Below are 21,086 nucleotides of genomic sequence, written 5' to 3'. Positions count from 1 at the left end.
CCATGCAGTGTCTTGATAGTGCGCCGAAAAACGCCGCAAACCATGCTTCAGGAAGCGCCGCAAGCAGTGCTACAAGCGGCGCCGCAAAAAACATCAGCAAAAACCGTCCCTTGTTCCAAAGCTTCCGCCGTCCCGCTGTCTCTCCCACGTTTCGGGTTTCCTCTGAGTGATTTCTTGTTGCGTGGCGATGTTTCGAGTGATATGTTTCAACTAATACGAATTACTAATCCGAATTCTTGCGTAAATGAAGCCAATGCCACCGAGACGGGCGACACAGCGGGAGGTCGCACGACTCGCCAACGTGTCGCAAACAACCGTGTCTTTGATACTTGGCAATTCGACCACCCAGTCGTTCCCGGGGGAAACGCTCGAGCGTGTCTTCAATGCCGCGCGCGAACTCGGCTACATGCCAAACCGGCTCGCGCAGGCATTGAAGACACAGCGCACCATGACGCTGGCATGTGTCGTGCCCGACATCGGCAACCCGTTTTATCCCGCGCTGGTGCGCGGCGTGCAGGTCGCCGCGGAAGACGCCGGTTACGACGTGATCGCGCTCAATACGCAGTCGGACGCCGAGCGTGAACGCAGGGTGCTGCAATGGGGCATGCAGGGCCGTGTGGACGGCATCATCGGCGTGTTCTTCAATCTGAAGGCTACTGAGTTCGAGCCGCTCACGCGCGCGAACATCGGCGTGCTGCGTATCGAAACCTCGGCCAAGAAGAGCGGACCGCTGCCCATCGACAACCTGTTCGTCGACAACGTGGCCGCCGCCACCGCTGCCACGCGCTATCTGCTCGAACGCGGCCATCGCCGCATTGCCATGATCACGGGCGCCGGCGGTCCGCAGGACAACCGTGCACTGGGCTACCGGCGCACCATGCAGGGCGCCGGGCTGGTGCCCGACATCATCGTGTATAGCGGCTTCGACGAGGACGCCGGCATTCGCGCTACCCAGGAAGTGCTGCAACGTCCCGAGCGTCCCACGGCCATTTTTGCGGCCAACGACCTGATGGCGATTGGCGCGATGTCGGTGATCCGCGAAGCCGGCTACCGCATTCCCGACGATATCGCCGTGATGGGCTTCGACGATATCTTCGCCGCGCGCGTGCTCACGCCCGCGCTCAGTACCGTCAACCAGTTTCAGAACGTCCAGGGGCAGGTGGCCGCGCACATGATGCTGCAGCGGCTCACGGAACTGCCCGAGGACACACCCGGTCGCCACCGGGAAATGCCATTCGAGATCATGCGGCGCGAGTCGGCGTAAGGGTAGGTATCAACCGTATCAACCGTATCAAGCGCATCACTTGTAGCAACGACGCCAGGCACGCACGACCAGCAGACACGCAGCAGCGATCCCGCAACGACCCAGCTTAGCAAGGAGTGGACGGCAATGAAGAGGAGAGCGGTGATGAAATCTTGTGTCGCGGCGTCGCGGCGCCTTGCGGTGATCGGCACGCTGTTATCGACGGTGTTGCCTGCGCTGGGGACCTTTCTGTTGCCGGCGTCGATGACCTCCGCGTTCGCCGCCGAGCCGATCACGCTCTGGTATCAGCGCGGCGCCACGCCGGACCAGCAGCGCATCCTCCAGAAAGACCTGATCGACCCGTTCAACGCCGCCAATCCCAACAGTCCGCTCTCGCTGGATGTGAAGTCCGGCGGCTCCGGCGACAAGCAGATCCGCATGGCCGTGCTCGCGGGCCGCGGCCCTGACCTCGTGATGACGCCTGGGCCCACCTACGCGCTGCCGCTGATCGAATCCGGTCATCTGCTGCCGCTCGATCCGTATATCCAGAAGTACCACCTCGATCAACGCATCCTCGCGCCGGCGCTCAAGGCCGGCATCTACAAGGGCCACATTTACGTGTTGCCGCGCACCTTCGAGACGATGGTGCTGTACTACAACAAGACCTTGTTCGACAAGAACGGCTGGCAGCCGCCGAAGACGCTCGCCGATCTGAACAAGCTCGCCGCCGCGATGCAGGCCAAGGGCATCACGCCGTTTTCCGTCGGCAATGGCGACTGGCGGCCGGCCAATGAATGGCACGTGACGGTCGTGCTCAATCACTTTGCTGGACCGGACAACGTCTACAAGGCGCTAAAAGGCGAATTGCCGTGGACCGCGCCGGTGTTCCAGCAGGCCATCAGCCTTCTGAACGACTGGTATCAGAAGGGCTGGTTCGGCAAGGACTACTTCTCGCTGTCGAGCGATCAGCAGGCGTTGCGCCTCGCCAAGGGCGAAGCCGGCATGGCGCCCAACGGCACCTTCTCGTTCGACTTCATGACCAAGGCGTTCGCGCAGACGGGTCAGGAACTCGGCGTGGTCGCGTTGCCGAGCCTGCGTGACGGCGTGCCGTATCCGACCTACGAGATCGGCATTGGCAGCACGCTGTCCATCAACAAGGGCACGGCCAATCCGGATGGCGCCGCCGCGTTCCTGAACTATATGTACTCCGATGCGTTCTACGACAAGATCAGCAAGGACTGGCCGGGTGACTGGAATCTGCCGCTCACTTCCGTGGATGCCGGCAAGCTCGAGAAGAACGTCTCGCCGCTGTTCGCCAATACCGTGACGTCGTTTTCGAAGGGCGTGCGCGACGGCAACTACGGCTACACGACGTGGACCTACTGGCCGCCCGCAACGGACGATTACCTGATTCGCGGCATCGAACAGGTGTGGCTCGGCAAGATCACCGTTGCGCAGTATCTGCAGACCATGCAGGACACCTTCGCCAAGGAACTGAAGGAAGGCAAGGTGCCGCCGCTGCCGCCGCGCTGAGTTGAAGCCTGAGCTGAACCCTCGGCTGGACAGTGAACCGTCCAGCGTTGCGCGGACCGTCTGCGGGCGGCCGCGCATGAACGCAAGACCGTAAGACCGTAAGTCCGCACGTCCATATCCATGCTGCTGTGAGCTGACTTTATGTGGTTTCTCTTTCCGGCGTTGCTGATCAATCTGCTGATCATCCTGATTCCAGCATTGCTCACCCTCGGCATGGCGTTCGTGACGTGGGACGGCACCTCGGACCCCACCTTCGCCGGGCTCGACAATTTTCGCGCGATGTTCGACGATCCCGTGTTTTTTTCGGCGCTGCTCAACAACATCAAGTGGACCGCGTTGTTTCTGACCGTGCCGATCATCATGGGGCTCGTGGCCGCCTCGTTGTTGCTGATGGTGCGGCGCGGACGCACGTTCTTCCAGATCGTGTATTTCCTGCCGGCCATTATCGCCACGGTGGTGATTGCGCGCATCTGGCAGGGCATGATCTACAACCCGGATGGCGGCCTGATTGGCTGGCTGCATATTTTCGGCGTGCATCTCGACGATCCGCTCGCGCATCCTTCCACGGCATTGCTGGCGGTGGCCTCGGTCGATCTGTGGCACTGGTGGGGCTTTCTCGCGGTGATCTTCTTTGCGGCGTTTCGTCAGGTCGATCCTTCGCAGATCGAAGCAGCGCGTCTCGACGGCGCCGGCTATTTTCAGCTCATGCGCTACATCCTGTTGCCGGCCATCCGGCCCACGATCGTGCTGATGATGATCATGACCGTGATCTGGTCGTTTCTCGCCTTCGACTTCGTCTACGTGCTCACGCAGGGCGGTCCGGCGTTTTCGAGCGAAGTGCTCTCGACCCTGTCGTATCGCTACGCGTTCTACAACTTCACGATGGGACCGGCCGCGGCGGTGGCGCTGGTCATCAGTCTGTTTGGACTGGTGGCGACGATCTTCTATGTTCGCGTTCAGCAACGGGAGCTTGAATCGTGAACCACGCCATCGGCAAAGGGACCTTGACGATCACCTACGTGATCCTTGCACTCGGCGCGGCGGTGGCGCTATTTCCGCTCGCCCTGATGGTGGTGAGTGCGCTGAAGACGAGCGCGGAAATCGTCGCCAATCCGCTCGCGCTGCCGCACGTGCCGCAGTGGCGCAATTTTCTGCACGCCTGGCGCGACGCGGACATGGCGCACTCGCTGCTCAATAGCGTGAAAGTGACGAGCATCACCATCGTGTTGATCTGCGCCACGGGTTCGATGGCCGCGTATGCGCTGGCCCGCCAGAAAGTGCGGGGCGCGCGCTGGGTGGCCACGTATTTCCTGGCTACCACGACGCTGCCCATCCAGCTCTATCTGTTCCCGCTGTACTTCGGCTTTGCGAAGCTCAATCTGCTGGACAACATCGTCGCGACGTCGCTGATCTACACGGCCATCTACAGCCCGTTTTCCATTTTTCTGCTGCGCACGTATTTCCTCGCCATTCCGGCAGAAATCGAAGAGGCCGCAATCATGGACGGCGCCACGCGCTGGCAGGTGTTCAGCCGTGTGACCTTGCCGCTGGTGTCGCCGGGTCTGTTGACTGTCGCGGTCATCACCGGCATGAATACATGGAATGAGTTTCTGATCGCGACCACGTTTTTGCAGGGAAAGCCCGTGCAAACCGCCGTGGTGCGTTTCTATTCGATGGGCGGACAGTACAGCAGCGACTGGGGCGAAATCATGGCCACCGCATTGCTGATCGTCGCGCCGATGGTGATTTTTTTCCTTGTCATGCAACGCCGCTTTATTGAAGGCATGGCAAGCGGATCGGTGAAAGGCTGAATGAATACGCGTGCTTTGCCTGCGTGCCTGAATGGACGACTCGCAAGCGACTTCGCTTTTCACCTTCGTCAACCGTACCGTATTGGGAGGTGTGATTCATGTCTTCTCTTCAGCAGGATTATCTGGAACGCGTCTATGCCGGCGTGCTGGGCAAGCTGATTGGCGTCTTTCTTGGCCGCCCGTTCGAGAACTGGACGCACCAGCGCATCATGGCGGAACTCGGCACGATCGAGTACTACGTGCACGACCGGCTCGGGGTGCCGCTCGTCGTGACGGACGACGATGTCGCCGGCACCTTCACGTTTTTGCGCGCCTTCGACGAACACGGCGTGAAGCCGGAACTCTCGGCGGAAGAAATCGGCAAGACGTGGCTCAACAACATCGTCGAAAACCGCGCCATCCTGTGGTGGGGCGGTAGCGGCAATTCGAGCGAACATACCGCGTGGCTGAATCTGAAGCGCGGCATTCCGGCGCCCGCGAGCGGCTCGATCGAGGTCAACGGGCAAACCGTGGCGGAGCAGATCGGCGCGCAGATCTTCATCGACGGTTGGGCGATGGTCGCGCCCGGCCAGCCCAAACTCGCGGCGCAGCTTGCTGAACAGGCCGCCACCGTGAGCCATGACGGCGAAGCAGTGCATGCGGCCAAGTTGCTGGCCGCGATGGAGGCCGAAGCGTTCGTGTCCAACGACATCGAGCATCTGCTCGACACCGGCCTCGCGGCCATCCCGGCAGATAGTCTGATTGCCCGCCTGATTGGCGATGTACGCCGCTGGCACGCCGAGTTGCCGGAGTGGCGCGACTGCCGTCAACGCATCCAGGATCACTACGGCTACGACAAATTCCCGGGCAATTGCCATGTGGTGCCCAATCACGCGCTCATCATCATGAGCCTGCTGTATGCGCCGGACGATCTGCACAAGGCGCTCACGATTGTCAACACCTCGGGTTGGGACACCGACTGCAATTCGGGCAACGTGGGCTGTCTGCTCGGTATCAAGCTCGGTCTGGACGGCGTGAACGCCGGGCCTGACTGGCGCGGTCCGATTGCGGACCGCATGCTGATTTCCTCAGCAGATGGCGGTAACGCGGTCACGGATGCGGTTCGGATTGCTTATCAAATCGCCGGCTTCGGCTATCAGCTCGCCGGCATGCCCGCGCCGGATGCGCCGAAGAACGGCGCGCTGTTTCATTTCTCGTTGCCAGGCAGTGTGCAGGGGTTCGAGGCGGGGGCCTCCGCGGAAGGATTGAGCGTCGAAAACAGTGGCGGCAAACTGGCGCTGCGTTTCGCTTCGCTCGCGCAAGGGCAGCGGCTCTCGGCAATGACGCCTACATTCTCGCCATCGAATACGCCACAAATGCCGGTGTACGAGTTGATGGCGACGCCGCTGGTCTACTCCGGTCAATGGCTCGAAGCGAGCGTGAGCGCGGAGCCAGGCAATGCGGCGCCGGTATCGGTCAATCTGCGCCTGAAGGTGTATGGCAAGGGCGACACGCTCACTGCCATCGACAGCGAACCGCACACGCTCTCGCCAGGACAAAGCACGCTGCTGCGCTGGCGTTTGCCCGATACCGGCGGCCAGCCAATCCAGCAGATCGGCTTCAATCTGACCACCACGGCGCCGAGCGCGAAGGGCACCGTGCTGGTCGACTATCTGCGCGTGGATGGCGCGCCGGAATTGCGGCTGCGTCGTCCTGACGAACCCGGCGATTTCTGGCGGCTCGCGTGGATCAATAGCGTGAGCATCTTCAGCAAGAATTTCCCCGCGGCGTTCCGCATTTCGCAGAGCGTGGGCGAAGGCATCATCATTCACGGCACGCGCCAATGGAGCGATTACACCGTTTCGTCGAGCCTCACGGTGCACCTTGGACACAAGGGCGGCCTCGCGTTTCGCGTGCAGGGATTGCGCCGCTATTACGCGCTCTTGCTGTCACGTGACGGCTTCCTGCGGCTCGTCAAGGTGCGCGATGACAAGCGCACCGTGCTCGGCGAGCAGGCCTTTGCGTGGCACCTCGAACAGCCGTATTTGATGAGCGTGACCTTGAACGGGCCGCAGATCACCTGTTCGGTGGACGGCCAGCCGGTGTTCTCGGTACGCGATGAAACCACGCCGTATGAGAATGGCGGCATTGGTTTGCTGATCGAGGAGGGCGCGTTGTCGACCTCGGAAGTGCGCGTGAGCGGATCGACGGCGGCTTGATTCAAACCGCCAGTGCACAGGGGCGGCCGCGCGCCGCCCGCCGTGCCTTCAATTGTTCAAGCTGGTCTCATCGACCTTGGCGCGTTGCATCGACGCGGGCGGTTCCCAACCCAACTGCATCGAGACCGACATTGCTTCCTCGCGCAGCATGGTCTCCCATTCGCGCAGCCGTTCATCAGTGACGCGCGGACTCGGACCGGACAGGCCAATCGCCGCAGCCACCGTGCCATCGTGCTTGAACACGGGCGTGGCGATGCAGCGCACACCCACGCTGAACTCTTCGTCGTCGAACGACACCTGCCGCTCGCGCACCTGCTCCAGATCACGTGTAATCGAGCCGATGTCGGTCAGCGTGCGGCGCGTGAACGCTTCCAGATTCAACGAAGGCAACAGCGCCTCGATGGCGAGAGCCGGTTGAAATGCCAGCAGGCATTTGCCGAGCGCCGTGCAATGCAGCGGTGCGAGCGTACCGACCGGTGCGTCGATACTCACGCCGCGTGCCGGCGTCGCCTGGTCGATATACAGCGCACGTCCGCCCACCAGCACCGCGATATGCGCGCACTCGCCCGACTTCATGGCGAGCGCTTCGAGCGAACCGCGTGCCGCGTTGCGCAGATTCAGGCGCCGCAGCACCTTTTGCCCGAGGTGGACGAGCGTCAAGCCGAGCAGATAGCTCTTGCTTACGGGATCCTGCGACACGTAGCCCGCCGTCTCCAGCGTGCGCAGCATGCGCGAGACCGAGCTTTTGTCCATGTCCACCTGGCGCGCCAATTCCGTCACGCCCACGGGGCCCTCGGCGTCCGCCAGCGCTTCCATCAAACGGATGGCTTTGGTAACTGATCGAATTTCCACTGTTCGCCTCTCAGATTCGAATGCCTGTCTTTGCCGGCCTGTTGCTCGTCATCATAGCGAGTAACCCGTTCTTGTGCCATCCAATGATTCCGTGTTGCGTATAGCGCAACGCGAACGCCCATTTATCGGATATTTGACGGCTGCTGTCAACTCGCCGCTGCAACAATCCGTGTATTTCCGCTAAAAACAGCATCACCAGGGTTAGTGCTAGCGTTTAAAACGCGCAACGACGTTGACGATAGTGAGACGCGCTCCTATATTTAACTCGTCCGGTGGCATTCGGACCCAATAGACGCAGCTAAATGGGGTGTCAGAATCCCAAGACAGGAGACAATCATGTTCAGCGTATCAAGGCGTGGCGCGCTGTTGCGCGTTTTCGGGGCCCTGTTGCTGTCGTGCGTGATGAGCTACGCAGCGCCGGCCTCGGCGCAGTCGAAGGACATCACGATTGGCGTGTCGATCCCTACGCTCGACAATCCGTTCTGGGTCCGCGCGGTTTCGTTCGCGCAGTACGTGGCGACACAACTCGGCGCCAAACTGGTGGTGGTCGGTGCGGAAAATCGTGAAGAGAAGCAGATCAGCGACGTGCAGTCACTGGTTTCGCGCGGCGTGCAGGCGCTGGTCGTCACGCCGCAATCCACCGCGAGCGCACCGGGTCTGATCCGTATCGCCAATCGCGCCAATCTGCCCATCATGATCGTCGACCGCTATCCTGGCTTCCCGGCGGACAACAAGGACGCGCCGTATCTGGCATTCATCGGCCCAGACGACGTGTACGCGGGCCACTCGATCGCCGAGCATCTGATTGCGGCCGGCTCGAAGAAGCTGGTGGGCCTCGGCGGTCTGCCTGGCTCGTCGGTGGCGGAAGGCCGCGAGAAAGGCCTGAACGAAGCCATCAAGCAGCATCCGGGCGTCGAACTCGTGCAGTACGTGGGCGTGGGGGAATCGGAAGACCTCGGCTACAAGGCCATGCAGAACGTGCTCTCCGCGCATGGCAAAGGCCAGATCGACGGCGTGTGGTGCTACAACGACGCGCTGTGCCTCGGCGCGTTTCGTGCGATTCGCCAGGCCGGCCGCTCCGACGAGATCAAGCTCGCAGGCATGGACCTCGTGCCGCAGGCGCTCGATCTGATCTCGCAGAAAACCGACTACATCTTCTCCACGGGTGGCCACTGGCTGCAATTGGGCTTCGCCGTGATGATCGCCTATGACAAGGTGAACGGCCACGATCCGCTCAACAAGGACATCCGCCTGAGTCTGCTCGACGTCGATTCCGCGTCGTTTGCGAAATTCAAGCAGCAGTTCATCGATTCGCAGCCGCCTTATAACGTGAAGGACTATTCGCTGACCTACAACCCGCAGGCAAAAAGTCAGACGTTCCCGTTGAAGATCAAAGAGTAACTTCATGGCCACGACGAACCACTCCTTGCCCGCTGTGCCACCGGACCGCAAGCGCTTCGATTTCGGCGAATTCGTCGCGCATTACATCGCGTATCTGGCGCTCGTGCTGGTGGTGCTGGTGTTCGGAGTGCTCGCGCCGGATCGTTTTCTGACGCTCGCCAATCTCGGCACCGTGCTGCAAAACGGCGCGGTGCTGTGCGTGGTGGCGATCGGTCTCACCTTCGTGATCATCGGCGGCAGCATCGACCTGAGCGTGGGTTCGTCGATGGCGCTGGCCGGCGTGTGCGCCGCGTACTTCACACCGCAACTGGGCGTATGGGCGTTCGTGGTGGCCATGCTGGTGGGCGCGGTGATCGGCATGGTGAACGGCGCGCTGTTCGTGTGGGGGCGCATCCCGTCGTTCGTGGTGACGCTCGGCATGCTGTCCATGGCGCGCGGCACCACCGTGATGCTGACCCAGGGCACGCCGGTCTCCATCTCGCTCACCGATCCGTACAACGCACTCGGCAATCCGCCTGTGCCGTTCGTGATCATGCTGATCGCTGCGGTGCTTACGGGCCTCCTGCTCAAGTTCACCACCTTCGGCCGCTACGTCTTCGCGATCGGCGGCGATGAAGAAAAGACCCGCATCCTCGGCGTACAGATCCGCGGGGTGAAGCTCGCCATGTTCATCCTCTCGGGCTTCATGGCGGGCATGGGCGGCGGCATCCTCACTGCGCAGATCGGTTCGGGCAGTCCCACCACCGGCATCGGTTTCGAGCTGATGGCCATCTCGGCGGTGGTGATCGGCGGCACACCGTTGACGGGCGGCATGGGCTCCATTGTCGGCACGGTGGTCGGCAGTCTGGTCATGACGGCGCTCGCCAATGGCCTCGTGATTCTCGGTGTCTCCACCAACGTGCAGACGGTGCTGACCGGCGCCGTGCTGATTGTGTCCGTGCTGGTGTCGATCCGGCGCGGCAAGATTCGCATCATCAAATAGCCTGTTTATCCATTCGGGAATGATCATGGCCAATGAGAAGCAACTGGGGATCGGTTTGATTGGCGCGGGTGCCATCATGCATCTGAGCCACATTCCAACCGTGATGAATTCGGGGCTCGCGAAGGTGGTCGGTATCTACGATCCCAACCACGAACGCGCCGCGAAGCTCGCTGCGGAATCCGGCGGCGGGCGCGCTTTCGAAACGCTCGCGAGCCTGCTCGATTCCAGCGAGGTCGACGCGGTGATCGTTGCGACACCTAACAATCGTCACGAGGAAGCGGCGGTCGCAGCGGCGCAGGCGGGCAAGCACATTCTCTGCGAAAAGCCGCTCGCGCTCGATATCCAGTCCGCGGCGCGCATCGTCAAGGCCGCCGACGATGCCGGCGTCGTGCTGCAGGTGGGCTTCAACCAGCGCTGCTGGTCGCAGGTGCAGATTGCCAAACACCTGATCGACTCCGGCTTTATCGGCGACGTGCACGCGTTTCGTTCGGTGTATTCGGAGAAGGCCTCGGCGTATCCGGCGGCATCGCGCTACCGCTACGACCTTGCGCAGTCGGGCGGGGCCACCATCATCGACCTGACCATTCACCGCATCGACCTGGCGCGTCATCTACTCGGCGAGATCACCGGCGTGTTCGCGGAACTGTCGCATCACGTGCTTCCCGAAAAGGTCGACGACAACGTCTGGCTGCTGACACGCTTTGCCAGCGGCGCGCGCGGTGGCCTGTCGTCGGATCGCTACTCGCCGGCTATCGGCGACGGCACCGACCTGTACGGCACCGAAGGCACCATCCACATTGCGAGCGAAACGCTCAACCCGTTTCATGCCGCGCCGCTCGCCATCTACACCGAACGTCATGCGCGCGATCTGCCGGACGTGCTGCGCGAAGCCCATTACCCGGATGCGTGGTGGAACACCTTCGAAGGCGGCTGGATCAAGATTTTTCCGCCGCGCAAGAGCCCGTATGCCGCGCAGTTCGCGGCGTTCTGCCGGAGCATTCGCGAGGGCACGCCGCCAATCGCGTCGGGTCTGGACGGTCTGCGCGCGCAGGAAGTGGTGCAGGGCGCCTACATTTCGAAGAACGAAGGCCGTTGGGTGGACCTGCCATTACCGGTGGATGCGCCGTTTCATCTGCCCGCGTATTGACGTTACCCTGGACGACGCTTTGAAACCGGCGGCATGGACGCCGCCGGTCGAAGGAGAACACCATGTACGCTGCATTTCATTCGGTGGGGCTGCCAGAGCGCACGCTCACCGAAGTCGTGAGTGACGTGAAAAACGCGGGCTATGCAGGCATCGAACTGAACGCGGAAACCCTGCCGTGGGCCGCCGCGCATATCACGCCCGCCACCTCGCTGCAGGAGCGCGCCGATGTGCTGAGCGCCATTCATCGCGCGAATCTGCGGGTGGCTGCGGTGGGCGCGCATATTGCCATGCTGCATCCCGAGGCGCGCCAGCGCCGCGAGGCGATCGGGTTCGTCAAAGGCTGCTGCAAGCTCGCGGTGGATATGGACACGCGTTACGTCCACATTCTGTCGGGACCGCTTGCCGCGAGCACCAGTGAAGACGACGGCTGGCGCTGGTTCGCCGACGCGGTGGCGGAAGTCATCGAACACGCGCGTCCGATGGATGTGGAAGTGGGCATCGAAGCGATTGCCGGTCATCTGTTTCATTGCGCGGATGACTACGCGCAGCTTGCCGCCGATCTGCCAGGCGTGCCGTTCAAGGTCAATTTCGACCCGAGCCATATCGCCGTGCAGGGCGCGAATCCGCTCGAGATCGTGGATCGTTTCGGCGACCGCATCGCCCATGTGCACATGAAAGACGGCGCCGGCCACTTTCCCGATTTTTCGTTTCCACCGCTCGGCAAGGGCGGCATCGACTTCGACGCGCTCATCGCACGGCTGCGTGAGATCGGTTATGACGGTGCGCTGTCGGTCGAATACGAGGCACAGGTCTACGGATTCGATCTGAGCGAACAGCAGATCCTCGACGAGAGCCGCGCGTTTCTCGCCCGGCTCGACGTATAGCGCGCCGTCAGGACTCGATGCCATGAGCACAGCCCAGACACAGCCGTTCATGCAACTGCGCGGGGTCGGCAAACGCTTCGGCGGCGTGCAGGCGTTGCGCGACGTCGACCTCGACATTCATTCCGGCGAGGTACTCGGGCTGCTGGGCGACAACGGCGCCGGCAAGACCACGCTCGTCAAGGTACTGGCCGGCGTGCATGCGTTGAGCTCCGGCGAGATACTGTGCCGGGGCCAGACGGTCGATATCTCCGCGCCGAAAGTGGCGCATGAACTCGGCATCGAAACCGTGTTTCAGGACCTCGCGATGGTGCCCAATCTCGGCGTCACCGACAATTTCTTCATTGGCCGCGAGATCACCACCACACTTATTCCGAAGCTCATCAAGGTACTGCGCAGCAAGGCGATGCACGCCGATGCGCGTGAGACGCTGAACCGGCTCGACATTCATATCCCGTCGCTGAAAGTGTCCGTGGACAGCCTCTCCGGTGGGCAACGCCAGGCGGTGGCAATTGCGCGCGCCATTCGCTGGAAGGCGAATCTCGTGATACTCGACGAGCCCACCGCTGCGCTCAGCGTGCCGGAGCAGAACAAGGTGCTCGAACTGACGCGTTCGCTGGCGAAGCAGGGCGTGGCGGTGATCTACATCACGCACAACATGAGCGACGTACTGGCCGTCACGGACCGGATCGCCGTGATGTATCGCGGCCAGAAAGCGGGTGAACTGGTGACCGCGCAAACCACCCAGGGCGAGATTGTCGAAATGATCATGTCGGGCAAGCGGAGCCGCGCATGAACACCGCCCGCAAATCGGCCGCGAGCGCCAGCACCGAGGTTCCGGTGGAGCCGCGCCAGGATGCGCCACTGGAAGACGCCGCGACGGCCGAGGTGCGTGAGCGCGCCCGTGCGATTGCCCGCGCCGGCGGCCTGATGAATGCGATTGCAGCGGGCACGCTGAACGCGTCGCTCGAAGTCAGTGTCTCCGAGGCGCTGGTGCTTGCGCTGCTGCGCCAGCACGTCAGCAAATATCTCGGCATTCTCGGCCATGGCACGACTGACCTCGGCAATATTCTGCGCATCTATACGCAGCAGGGCGCGACGCACTTTTTCCAGTGCCGCAACGAAGTCGCCATGACGCACGCGGCCACGGTGCTCGCCTGGGTGTTCGGTGAAACGCCGGCCGTCGTGACTTCGATCGGGCCGGGCGCGTTGCAGGCTTTTGCGGGGTCGCTCGCGGCGGCGTCGAATGGCGTGGGGGTCTATCACATCTATGGCGACGAGACCACGCACGGCGAAGGCTACAACATGCAGCAGATTCCCGGGCATCGGCAAAACCAGTTTCTGCGCCTGACCGAAACGATGGGCGGCGCCTACACGCTGCACACCCCGCAGGCGTTGCGCGACGCAATGCGGCGCGGCACGGAGACCGTGCATCGCCCGTATTTCGCGGGACCGTTCTTTCTGATGCTGCCCATCAACGTGCAGCCACGGCGCGTGCAACTGCGCATCGACGCATTGCCCGAACGCATGCTGATGCCCGTGCTGGCTCCCGCGCGTAACGACGCCTACGACGCCGCGTGTGAATTGATCGAGCGCCATGCGCGCATCGTCATCAAGGCCGGGGGCGGCGCGCGCCGCTACGGCGCCGAACTCGCGCGCCTCGCTGAAGCCGCCGGCGCCGTGGTGGTGCTCTCGCCCAACGCGCTCGGCGTGCTGCCCGATGCGCATCCACGCAACATGCACGTGGGCGGCAGCAAAGGCTCGCTGTCGGGCAATCACGCCATGGAAAACGCCACCCTGCTGATCGCGGTCGGCTCACGCGCGGTGTGTCAGGCCGACTGTTCGGGAACGGGCTACCCGCTCGCAGAAGCGGTGGTGAACATCAACGGCGACATCGACGATGCGAACCACTACAACCACACAGTGGCGTTGACCGGCGACATTGGCGCGGTCATCGAAGGGCTGTTGCTGGCCTTGCAGCGCCGCGGTCAGCAGAAAGATCGCGAGACGCAAAACTGGCTCGACACGTGCGTGGCGAGAAAGCTGGAGTGGCATGCGTTGAAGCACGCCCGCGTGAACGGCGTGACCTTGATGGACGATGCTTGGGGCAGGGAAGTGCTGACGCAACCGAGCGCGATCCACACGGCGGCCGCGTTTGCGAAGCGCATCGACGCCATCAAGCTGTTCGATGCGGGCGACGTGCAGGCCAACGGTTTTCAGATCGTCGAGGACGACCGTCCCGACGATACCTTCACCGAGAGCGGGGCCTCGTACATGGGATTCGCCGCGAGCGGACTGCTCGCCAGCGCGCTCGCGCGGCACAGCCGCTACATGATCGCGTTTAGCGGCGACGGCTCGTTCATGATGAATCCGCAAATCCTGATCGACGCCGTGGTGCACGGTGTGAAGGGCATGCTGGTGCTGTTCGACAACCGCCGCATGGGGGCGATCTCCTCCTTGCAGGTCGCGCAGTATGGCCCCGACTTCGGCACGCAGGACGATGTGCAGATCGACTTCGTCGCGATGGCGAATGCCGTCCGCGGCGTGAAAGGCGTATTCGGCGGCTGGACGGCGGCGGAACTGGAAGCCGCGCTGGATGAAGCGCATCGTCACGACGGCCTGTCGGTGGTGCACGTCCCCGTGTATTGGGGCGCGGCCGACGAAGGCGGCATGGGTGCGTATGGGCGCTGGAACGTCGGACCGTGGGTCGCGGACGTCGAGCAGCGCTACGGTGACCAGACGCTTTAATGGCGAGTGAGGTTTTCACGTCGACGTGGTGGATCTCCGCGCGCGCCGTGCGCAACCCTTGGCTCGAAGCCATCAACCCGAGGACCCCAACGTGTACAGCAACCACGGTTTGTTTATCGACGGCGAGTGGCGTGGTGCGCGCTCCGGTGCGACGATGCCGGTGCTCAATCCTTTCGACGGCGCGCCGCTCGGCGAGATTCCGTCCGCAAGCAGCGCAGACCTCGATGATGCGCTCGCCGCACTGCAACGTGGCTTTCGCGTCTGGCGCGCGGTGTCCGGCTGGGATCGCGCGGCGCTGTTGCGCAGAATGGCCGACGAGATCCGCCGCCGCGCCGAGGACGGCGCGCGCCGCATGACGTTGGAGACCGGCAAGCCGCTCGCCGAATCCAAAGGCGAGTTCAACGCAATGGCCGATCAGTTCGACTGGTACGCGGGCGAGGCGTGCCGCGTGTTCGGGCACACGCTCGACGGGCGCGACGCCGCGAGCCGTCTGCAGGTGCGCTTCGATCCGGTCGGCCCGGTGGCAGCGTTCACCGCGTGGAATTTTCCCGGCCTGTTACCGGCGCGCAAAATCGCCCCGGCGCTGGCCGCGGGCTGTTCGATCGTGATCAAGCCATCCGAAGAAGCGCCCTCGGCGACCTACGTGATCGTCGAAGCGGCACAGGCTGCTGGCTTACCATCAGGTATCCTGAATGTCGTGACAGGCGATCCACCCGCCATCTCGACGCACCTGATCGCCTCATCCATTATCCGCAAGGTGAGCGTGACCGGTTCGGTGCCGGTCGGTAAGCAAATCCTGCGTCTGTGCGCGGACGGTATCAAGCGCGTCAGCATGGAACTGGGCGGCCATGCACCCGTAATCGTCTTCGAGGACGCAGACCCGGTGGCGGCAGGCACGCTGTGCGCGCGTACAAAGTTTCGCAATGCCGGCCAGGTGTGCATCTCGCCGAGCCGCTTCTATGTGCATCAAAACGTCAAGGCCGCTTTCGAACAGGCCATGAGCGAGGTGGCGAACGGCCTGCGGATCGGCAACGGTCTCGAGGCCGAAACCGAGTTTGGACCGATGGCCAATGAACGTGGCCGTGCCCGCGCGCTCACGCTGGTCGACGACGCCGTGAACAAAGGCGCGACATTGCGCGCAGGCGGCCGCATCCCGGGGCAGTTCAAGAGCGGCTTCTTTTTTCAGCCCACCATCCTCGCCGATGTGCCGGAACACGCGGACATCATGACCACCGAACCCTTCGCGCCGGTCGCGCCCATTGCGACCTTTACCGCCTTCGACGAGGTGATCGAACGCGCCAACAACGTACCGTTCGGGCTCGCCGCTTACGTCTTCACGCATTCACTCAGCACCGCGATGCGCGCCAGCGAAGCGCTCGAATCGGGTATGGTAGGGGTGAACGACATGCTGCTGGCGGCGGCGGAGATTCCGTTTGGCGGCGCGAAGGAAAGCGGCCTCGGGCGGGAAGGCGGACAATTGGGCATGCGCGACTATCTCGAACCGAAGTACATCAAGTATCGACTTCAGTGAGTGAGCACGATGAGCGATCGAAGTGATGAGCGTGGTAAGGGTGGGAAGGGCAGAGAAACCGGCGACGAAGGCGAAATCAGGTCAACAAAAGCGACACCCGTGGGCTTTGCGCGGGGCCTCACGAACTACGGCGACCGCGAGTTCAGCGTCTATCTGCGGCGCACCTTTGCCAGTTCGATGGGCTATAGCCGCGAGATGCTCGACCGGCCGATTGTCGGCATTGCGCATTCGGCGAGCGGCTTCAACAACTGCCATCGCCATTTTCCCGAGATGATCGAGGCGGTGAAGCGCGGCGTGCTGGCCGCAGGCGGCTTGCCGATCGAGTTTCCGACCATCTCGCTCGGCGAAACCTTTCTCACGCCGACCAGCCTGAAGTTTCGCAACCTGATGTCGATGGATGTCGAAGAGATGACCCGCGCGCAGCCGATGGATTCAGTGGTGCTGCTGGGCGGCTGCGACAAGACTGTGCCCGCGCAACTGATGGGCGCGGCGTCGGCGGATATTCCCGCGATTCAACTGGTGGCGGGCCCGATGTCGACGAGCCGTCATCGCGGCGAACGGCTCGGTGCGTGCACGGACTGCCGCCGCTTCTGGGCGCGCTTTCGTGCCACCGAAATCGACGCCGCGGAGATCAAGGTCGTGGAGCGGCGGCTGGCATCGACGGCCGGCACCTGCGCGGTGATGGGTACGGCGAGCACGATGGCGATCATCGCCGAAACGCTCGGCATGATGCCGGCCAACAGCGCCGCCTGTCCGGCGGTGGACGCCGATCGTCTGCGGATTGCCGAAGACACGGGCCGCGCCGCGTTCCAACTGATCAGCCATCCGATCCGGCCGAGCGAGGTGATCACGGCGCACTCCGTCGAAAACGCGCTGCGCGTGTTGCTGGCCATTGGCGGATCGACCAATGCGGTAATCCATCTTGCCGCCATTGCGGGGCGGCTTGGCCTCAAGCTCGATCTGCGGCGTCTGAACGAACTCAGCGAAACCACGCCGGTGCTGGTGAATCTCAAGCCCACCGGCGAGCACTATATGGAAGACCTGTATGCAGCGGGTGGCGTGCCCGCCATTCTGCGTGAGATCAAGCATCTATTGCATCTGGACTGCCGCATGGTGACGGGCGAAACGCTGGGCGACCGTCTGCACGACGTGACCTGGGTGGACCACTCCGTGGTGCGCGAATTCAAGGACCCGGTGCGCGAGACCGGTGGCCTCGTTGCGCTGTTCGGCAATCTCGCGCCGCGCGGCGCGATCATGAAGCGCTCGGCGGCCGACCCGAAGCTGTTCGAAACGGAAGGGCGCGCGGTGGTGTTCGATTCGCTCGAAGACCTGGCGAATCGCATCGACAGCGACGACCTCGACGTGACCGCCGAGGACTTTCTCGTGCTGCGCAACGCCGGGCCGACCAGCGCGTCGGCGATGCCCGAGGCCGGTTATCTGCCGATTCCCGGCAAGCTCGCGCGAGCGGGGGTGAAGGACATGGTGCGCATGTCCGACGCGCGCATGAGCGGCACCGCGTACGGCACGATCGTGTTGCATATCACGCCGGACGCTGCCTCAGGTGGCCCGCTGGCGCTGGTGCAGAACGGCGACCGCATCCGGCTGAGCGTGGCGCGGCATGCGCTGGAACTGCTGGTGTCCGAGGCGGAACTGGAGCGGCGTCGCGCGGCGCTGCCAGCGTCAAGCGTGGCGCCCGCGAAACGCGGCTACGCGAAGCTGTATGAACGCGAAATCCTGCAAGCCGATGACGGCTGCGATTTCGCGTTCCTGACGCATGACGGGCCACCGGCTTGAAACGCTGAACCCTGCACGTCTCAAGCCGGCCAGCCTGTTAAGCGACGCTCAGACCTGCGCCATGCCGCCGTCCGCGAAAATTTCCGCGCCGGCCACGTAGCTCGCTTCGTCGGAGGCGAGGAACAGCACGACACTGGCGATCTCGTCCGCCTCGGCGACGCGGCCCAGCGGCACCTGCGTGGCCAGCGCGTCGAGCAGGCCTTGTTGCTGATCCTTGTCCGGACCGGCCAGCTCGACCAGGCCCGGCGTCTTTGCCGGTCCAGGGCTCACGACATTCACGCGAATCCCACGGTCCTTCAGATCCAGCGTCCAGCTCCGAGCGAGGTTGCGCACTGCGGCCTTGGACGCGCTGTAGACGCTGAACGCAGCCGTGCCCATGCTGCCCGTGGTCGAGCCGGTGAGAATGACCGAGGCGCCGTCGCGCAGCAGCGGAACCGCTTTTTGCACCGTAAAAATCACGCCCTTCACGTTGCTGCCAAAGGTGCTTTCATAGTGCTCTTCGGTGATGGCGCCGAGCGGCAACATGGAGCCGCCGCCGGCATTGGCGAACAGCACGTCGATCTGCGCGTGTTTCTGCTGGACGGCGTCGTAGAGCCGGTCGATGTCCGCGAGCCGGGACATGTCGCCCTGCACCCCGACCACACGCGGGCCGAGTGCCGTCACCGCCTTGTCCAGCTCGTTTTGCCGGCGGCCGGTGATGTACACCCATGCGCCTTCTGCGGCGAAGCGTGCTGCCGTCGCATAGCCAATGCCGCTCGTCCCGCCCGTTACCACCACTACCTTGTTTGCGAATTTGCCGCTCATTTCATCTCTCCTTGAGTGTCGCGGTGCAGATTGCGTCGCGTTGAAAGGATGATGCCAATGGGCCAATCAACGCGGTAGACTGCGAAAATGGGTTTGATCGTTCCAAAAATGAGTCAATGGAAGGGCGTGCATGGCGGATATCAACGACTACATCCTGTTTGCCGAGGTTGTCGGGCATGGCGGCTTTGCTGCGGCGAGCCGTATGCTGCGCACGCCGAAGTCCACCATCAGCCGCCGGATTGCCGCACTGGAAGCGCGGCTCGGCGTGCGGCTGATCGAGCGCTCGACGCGCCGCTTCAGGGTGACGGAGATCGGCCAGACGTTCTATGAACGCTGCCGGGCCATCATGCTGGACGTGCAGCGCGCCGACTCGGCGGTCTCCGAAGCGCTCGGCGAACCGCGTGGCGTGATCCGCTGCAGTTGTCCCCTCGGTTTGATGCCGGTGCTTTCCGGCGCGTACAGCACGTTTCTCGCGCGCTACCCGAAAGCGAAACTCCAGGTGCTGGCTTTGGACCGGCCGGTCGATCTGATCGAAGAACGCATCGACATTGCCATTCGCGTGCGCTTGAGGCTGGATACGGATGCGTCGTTGATCGTGCGCACGTTAGGGTCGTCGAGTCGAATACTCGTGGCGTCGCCAACCGTGGCGGCGCGCTGCACTGGCGACGATCTTGCGGCGCTCTCTGCATTGCCCACCCTGGCGACCACGGATCAGATGGGCGAGATTGCCTGGGAATTCACCGGCCCGGACGACGTCACCCACGTGCACCGCAGCGAGCCGCGCATGACCTGCTCGGACTATATTTCGTTACGGGATGCGGCGGTGGCGGGGCTCGGCGTGGCGCTGCTGCCAGACCATACCTGCCGCGAACAGCTTGCCAATGGCGAACTGGTTCATGTGTTTCCGGACTGGAAAACCGCCAGCGGCATCGTGCACCTCGTGTTCACGACACGTCGCGGATTGCCGCCCGTGGTGCGGGCGTTTATCGATCACGTGGCGGCTGTCTTTCAGATTTGATTCGGATGACGAAGTGTTTGAGATTAGAAACCTTCAAAAGCGGCTTTCGACTGTATATTTGCAAAAACGCTGTGCGCCAGAATCGAAACGTTTCGACTGCGGCATGCTGCGCGGTGCGAAACCGCGCATGACCTTGGCGGCCTCTGTCAGGCGCTGGCTCGCTTCGGTACGAACCAGCCTTTGCTTTGCGGCAGCAATAACAGCAAGGCGGCCGCTATTTCCGCAACGAGCCCATAGTTATGGGTCAACGTATTGAAGGAGGCATGCGGATCGACCTTGGACACGACGATGGCGCCCTGGATCAGCAATGCCGCTACCAGCGCCGACACAATCACGACGACAATTCGTGCCCAGTTTTTACGCCTGAATAACTTGAAGGCCAGGAACGCTTTCAGAACGCCGAACGCCAGGAGGAGGGCGGCAATGCCGAAGAGCGCGTCGAGTGGGACGGCAGGCCTGGAAACAGGCCGCATCATGAAGATCAACCCACCCAGCGTCACGACGAGATATTGCAAAACGGCGAGCGCGTAGAGCGAAATTGCCGTTTTAACAAAGACGGGGGCATTTTTTAATGCTGTTATAGCGCTACCGCGATTGTTTTCCATTGTTTCGGCATCTCCCGTCAGGATTGATTTGAATAAGCCGTTGTTTTGAAAAAACGATCAATCACAGCATTAAACTGGCGCTGTGTGCGGCAAGTATGGAGAGAACATGCGCCGAATGCAAGGTTGCGGCAAATCGCTCCGCTTCTAATCAGCCTGACAAAGTTGAAAGACGTTTCCTTCGGGATCCTCTCCGTCACACATCAATTGCGGAAAGCCGTCATAGCGCTTCAGGCCGCGCATCTGCACGCCCGCGCTCACCAGCTTTTCGCGCAACGCTAATAGCCCTGATTCGACCGAGAAGACCATTTTCGCGTTCGAACTATTGGAGTGATGTTCTAGCTCGCGATACGGCTCACCCACTCTGTGGAAAGCAATCTCCATCGCGCCAGCGTTGAGCACCGCCCATTCGCCTTCGATGTGTTCGGCCACCCCGAACCCGAAATGGGTTTGATAGAAAGACTTGAGCAATTCGACATCATGGACGTACAGCATCAACCTGGACATGGCAATCGGCATTGGACCTCTCCAGATTGGCTGG

General features: G+C 62.6%; 18 protein-coding genes. 14 read left to right on the top strand and 4 right to left on the bottom strand.

Annotated elements, in window-relative coordinates; translation table 11 throughout:
* The first annotated feature begins 244 nt into the window (after window positions 1-244).
* The 5 genes from D0B32_RS08565 (at window position 245) to D0B32_RS08545 (ending at window position 6,785) form a co-directional block, all read left to right on the top strand.
* The gene (locus D0B32_RS08565; protein ID WP_310591186.1) at window positions 245-1,264 is read left to right on the top strand and encodes a LacI family DNA-binding transcriptional regulator; all 1,020 of its coding nucleotides are present in this window, start codon (window positions 245-247) and stop codon (window positions 1,262-1,264) included.
* A 144-nt stretch (window positions 1,265-1,408) separates the two neighbouring features.
* Entirely contained in the window at window positions 1,409-2,776 is a 1,368-nt protein-coding gene (locus D0B32_RS08560; RefSeq protein WP_220444928.1) for an ABC transporter substrate-binding protein, read from the top strand.
* Window positions 2,777-2,917: 141 nt separating this feature from the next.
* Window positions 2,918-3,757, top strand: coding sequence for a carbohydrate ABC transporter permease (locus D0B32_RS08555; RefSeq protein ID WP_117333549.1), 840 nt, complete (start codon window positions 2,918-2,920; stop codon window positions 3,755-3,757).
* The gene (locus D0B32_RS08550) at window positions 3,754-4,587 is read left to right on the top strand and encodes a carbohydrate ABC transporter permease (protein WP_220444927.1); all 834 of its coding nucleotides are present in this window, start codon (window positions 3,754-3,756) and stop codon (window positions 4,585-4,587) included. The genes D0B32_RS08555 and D0B32_RS08550 overlap by 4 nt, the downstream gene beginning before the upstream one ends.
* Before the next feature lie 98 nt (window positions 4,588-4,685).
* Entirely contained in the window at window positions 4,686-6,785 is a 2,100-nt protein-coding gene (locus D0B32_RS08545) for an ADP-ribosylglycohydrolase family protein (protein WP_117333548.1), read from the top strand.
* 48 nt (window positions 6,786-6,833) lie between these two features.
* On the opposite strand, the gene D0B32_RS08540 is transcribed toward D0B32_RS08545, so the two are convergent.
* The gene (locus D0B32_RS08540; RefSeq protein WP_147329507.1) at window positions 6,834-7,637 is read right to left on the bottom strand and encodes an IclR family transcriptional regulator; all 804 of its coding nucleotides are present in this window, start codon (window positions 7,635-7,637) and stop codon (window positions 6,834-6,836) included.
* Window positions 7,638-7,973: 336 nt separating this feature from the next.
* On the opposite strand from D0B32_RS08540, the gene D0B32_RS08535 reads away from it, so the two are divergent.
* From D0B32_RS08535 to D0B32_RS08500, 8 genes are all read left to right on the top strand, one after another.
* The gene (locus tag D0B32_RS08535; RefSeq protein WP_117333546.1) at window positions 7,974-9,038 is read left to right on the top strand and encodes an ABC transporter substrate-binding protein; all 1,065 of its coding nucleotides are present in this window, start codon (window positions 7,974-7,976) and stop codon (window positions 9,036-9,038) included.
* 4 nt (window positions 9,039-9,042) lie between these two features.
* Window positions 9,043-10,020 (top strand): ABC transporter permease, encoded by a 978-nt coding sequence (locus D0B32_RS08530; RefSeq protein ID WP_117333545.1) that lies wholly within the window; start codon window positions 9,043-9,045, stop codon window positions 10,018-10,020.
* A gap of 25 nt (window positions 10,021-10,045) precedes the next feature.
* On the top strand, window positions 10,046-11,167 hold the full coding sequence (locus D0B32_RS08525) for a Gfo/Idh/MocA family protein (protein WP_181969761.1): 1,122 nt from the start codon (window positions 10,046-10,048) through the stop codon (window positions 11,165-11,167).
* A gap of 62 nt (window positions 11,168-11,229) precedes the next feature.
* Window positions 11,230-12,051 carry a sugar phosphate isomerase/epimerase gene (locus D0B32_RS08520; protein ID WP_117333543.1) on the top strand — a complete coding sequence of 274 codons (822 nt, stop codon included), beginning with the start codon at window positions 11,230-11,232 and terminating at the stop codon, window positions 12,049-12,051.
* A 22-nt stretch (window positions 12,052-12,073) separates the two neighbouring features.
* Window positions 12,074-12,844: an ATP-binding cassette domain-containing protein gene (locus tag D0B32_RS08515; protein ID WP_117333542.1), complete on the top strand. Its 771-nt coding sequence runs from the start codon at window positions 12,074-12,076 to the stop codon at window positions 12,842-12,844.
* On the top strand, window positions 12,841-14,796 hold the full coding sequence (locus tag D0B32_RS08510) for a thiamine pyrophosphate-dependent enzyme (protein WP_117333541.1): 1,956 nt from the start codon (window positions 12,841-12,843) through the stop codon (window positions 14,794-14,796). Before D0B32_RS08515 ends, D0B32_RS08510 begins: the two co-directional genes overlap by 4 nt.
* Window positions 14,797-14,887: 91 nt before the next feature.
* Entirely contained in the window at window positions 14,888-16,327 is a 1,440-nt protein-coding gene (locus D0B32_RS08505) for an NAD-dependent succinate-semialdehyde dehydrogenase (RefSeq protein WP_117333540.1), read from the top strand.
* A 9-nt stretch (window positions 16,328-16,336) separates the two neighbouring features.
* Window positions 16,337-18,121, top strand: coding sequence for a dihydroxy-acid dehydratase (locus tag D0B32_RS08500; protein ID WP_117333539.1), 1,785 nt, complete (start codon window positions 16,337-16,339; stop codon window positions 18,119-18,121).
* Between the two features lie 48 nt (window positions 18,122-18,169).
* On the opposite strand, the gene D0B32_RS08495 is transcribed toward D0B32_RS08500, so the two are convergent.
* On the bottom strand, window positions 18,170-18,925 hold the full coding sequence (locus D0B32_RS08495) for an SDR family oxidoreductase (protein ID WP_117333538.1): 756 nt from the start codon (window positions 18,923-18,925) through the stop codon (window positions 18,170-18,172).
* Window positions 18,926-19,055: 130 nt separating this feature from the next.
* On the opposite strand from D0B32_RS08495, the gene D0B32_RS08490 reads away from it, so the two are divergent.
* Window positions 19,056-19,943 carry a LysR substrate-binding domain-containing protein gene (locus D0B32_RS08490; RefSeq protein WP_117333537.1) on the top strand — a complete coding sequence of 296 codons (888 nt, stop codon included), beginning with the start codon at window positions 19,056-19,058 and terminating at the stop codon, window positions 19,941-19,943.
* Window positions 19,944-20,089: 146 nt separating this feature from the next.
* On the opposite strand, the gene D0B32_RS08485 is transcribed toward D0B32_RS08490, so the two are convergent.
* Window positions 20,090-20,548 (bottom strand): hypothetical protein, encoded by a 459-nt coding sequence (locus D0B32_RS08485; protein ID WP_117333536.1) that lies wholly within the window; start codon window positions 20,546-20,548, stop codon window positions 20,090-20,092.
* A 144-nt stretch (window positions 20,549-20,692) separates the two neighbouring features.
* On the bottom strand, window positions 20,693-21,064 hold the full coding sequence (locus D0B32_RS08480) for a VOC family protein (RefSeq protein WP_117333535.1): 372 nt from the start codon (window positions 21,062-21,064) through the stop codon (window positions 20,693-20,695).
* Between the last annotated feature and the right edge of the window lie 22 nt (window positions 21,065-21,086).

The sequence above is a fragment of the Paraburkholderia sp. DHOC27 genome (genome assembly GCF_003429005.1).
GTDB lineage: Bacteria > Pseudomonadota > Gammaproteobacteria > Burkholderiales > Burkholderiaceae > Paraburkholderia.
Note: the sequence above shows the minus strand (reverse complement) of the source record. Positions and strands in the feature narration are given on the sequence as shown.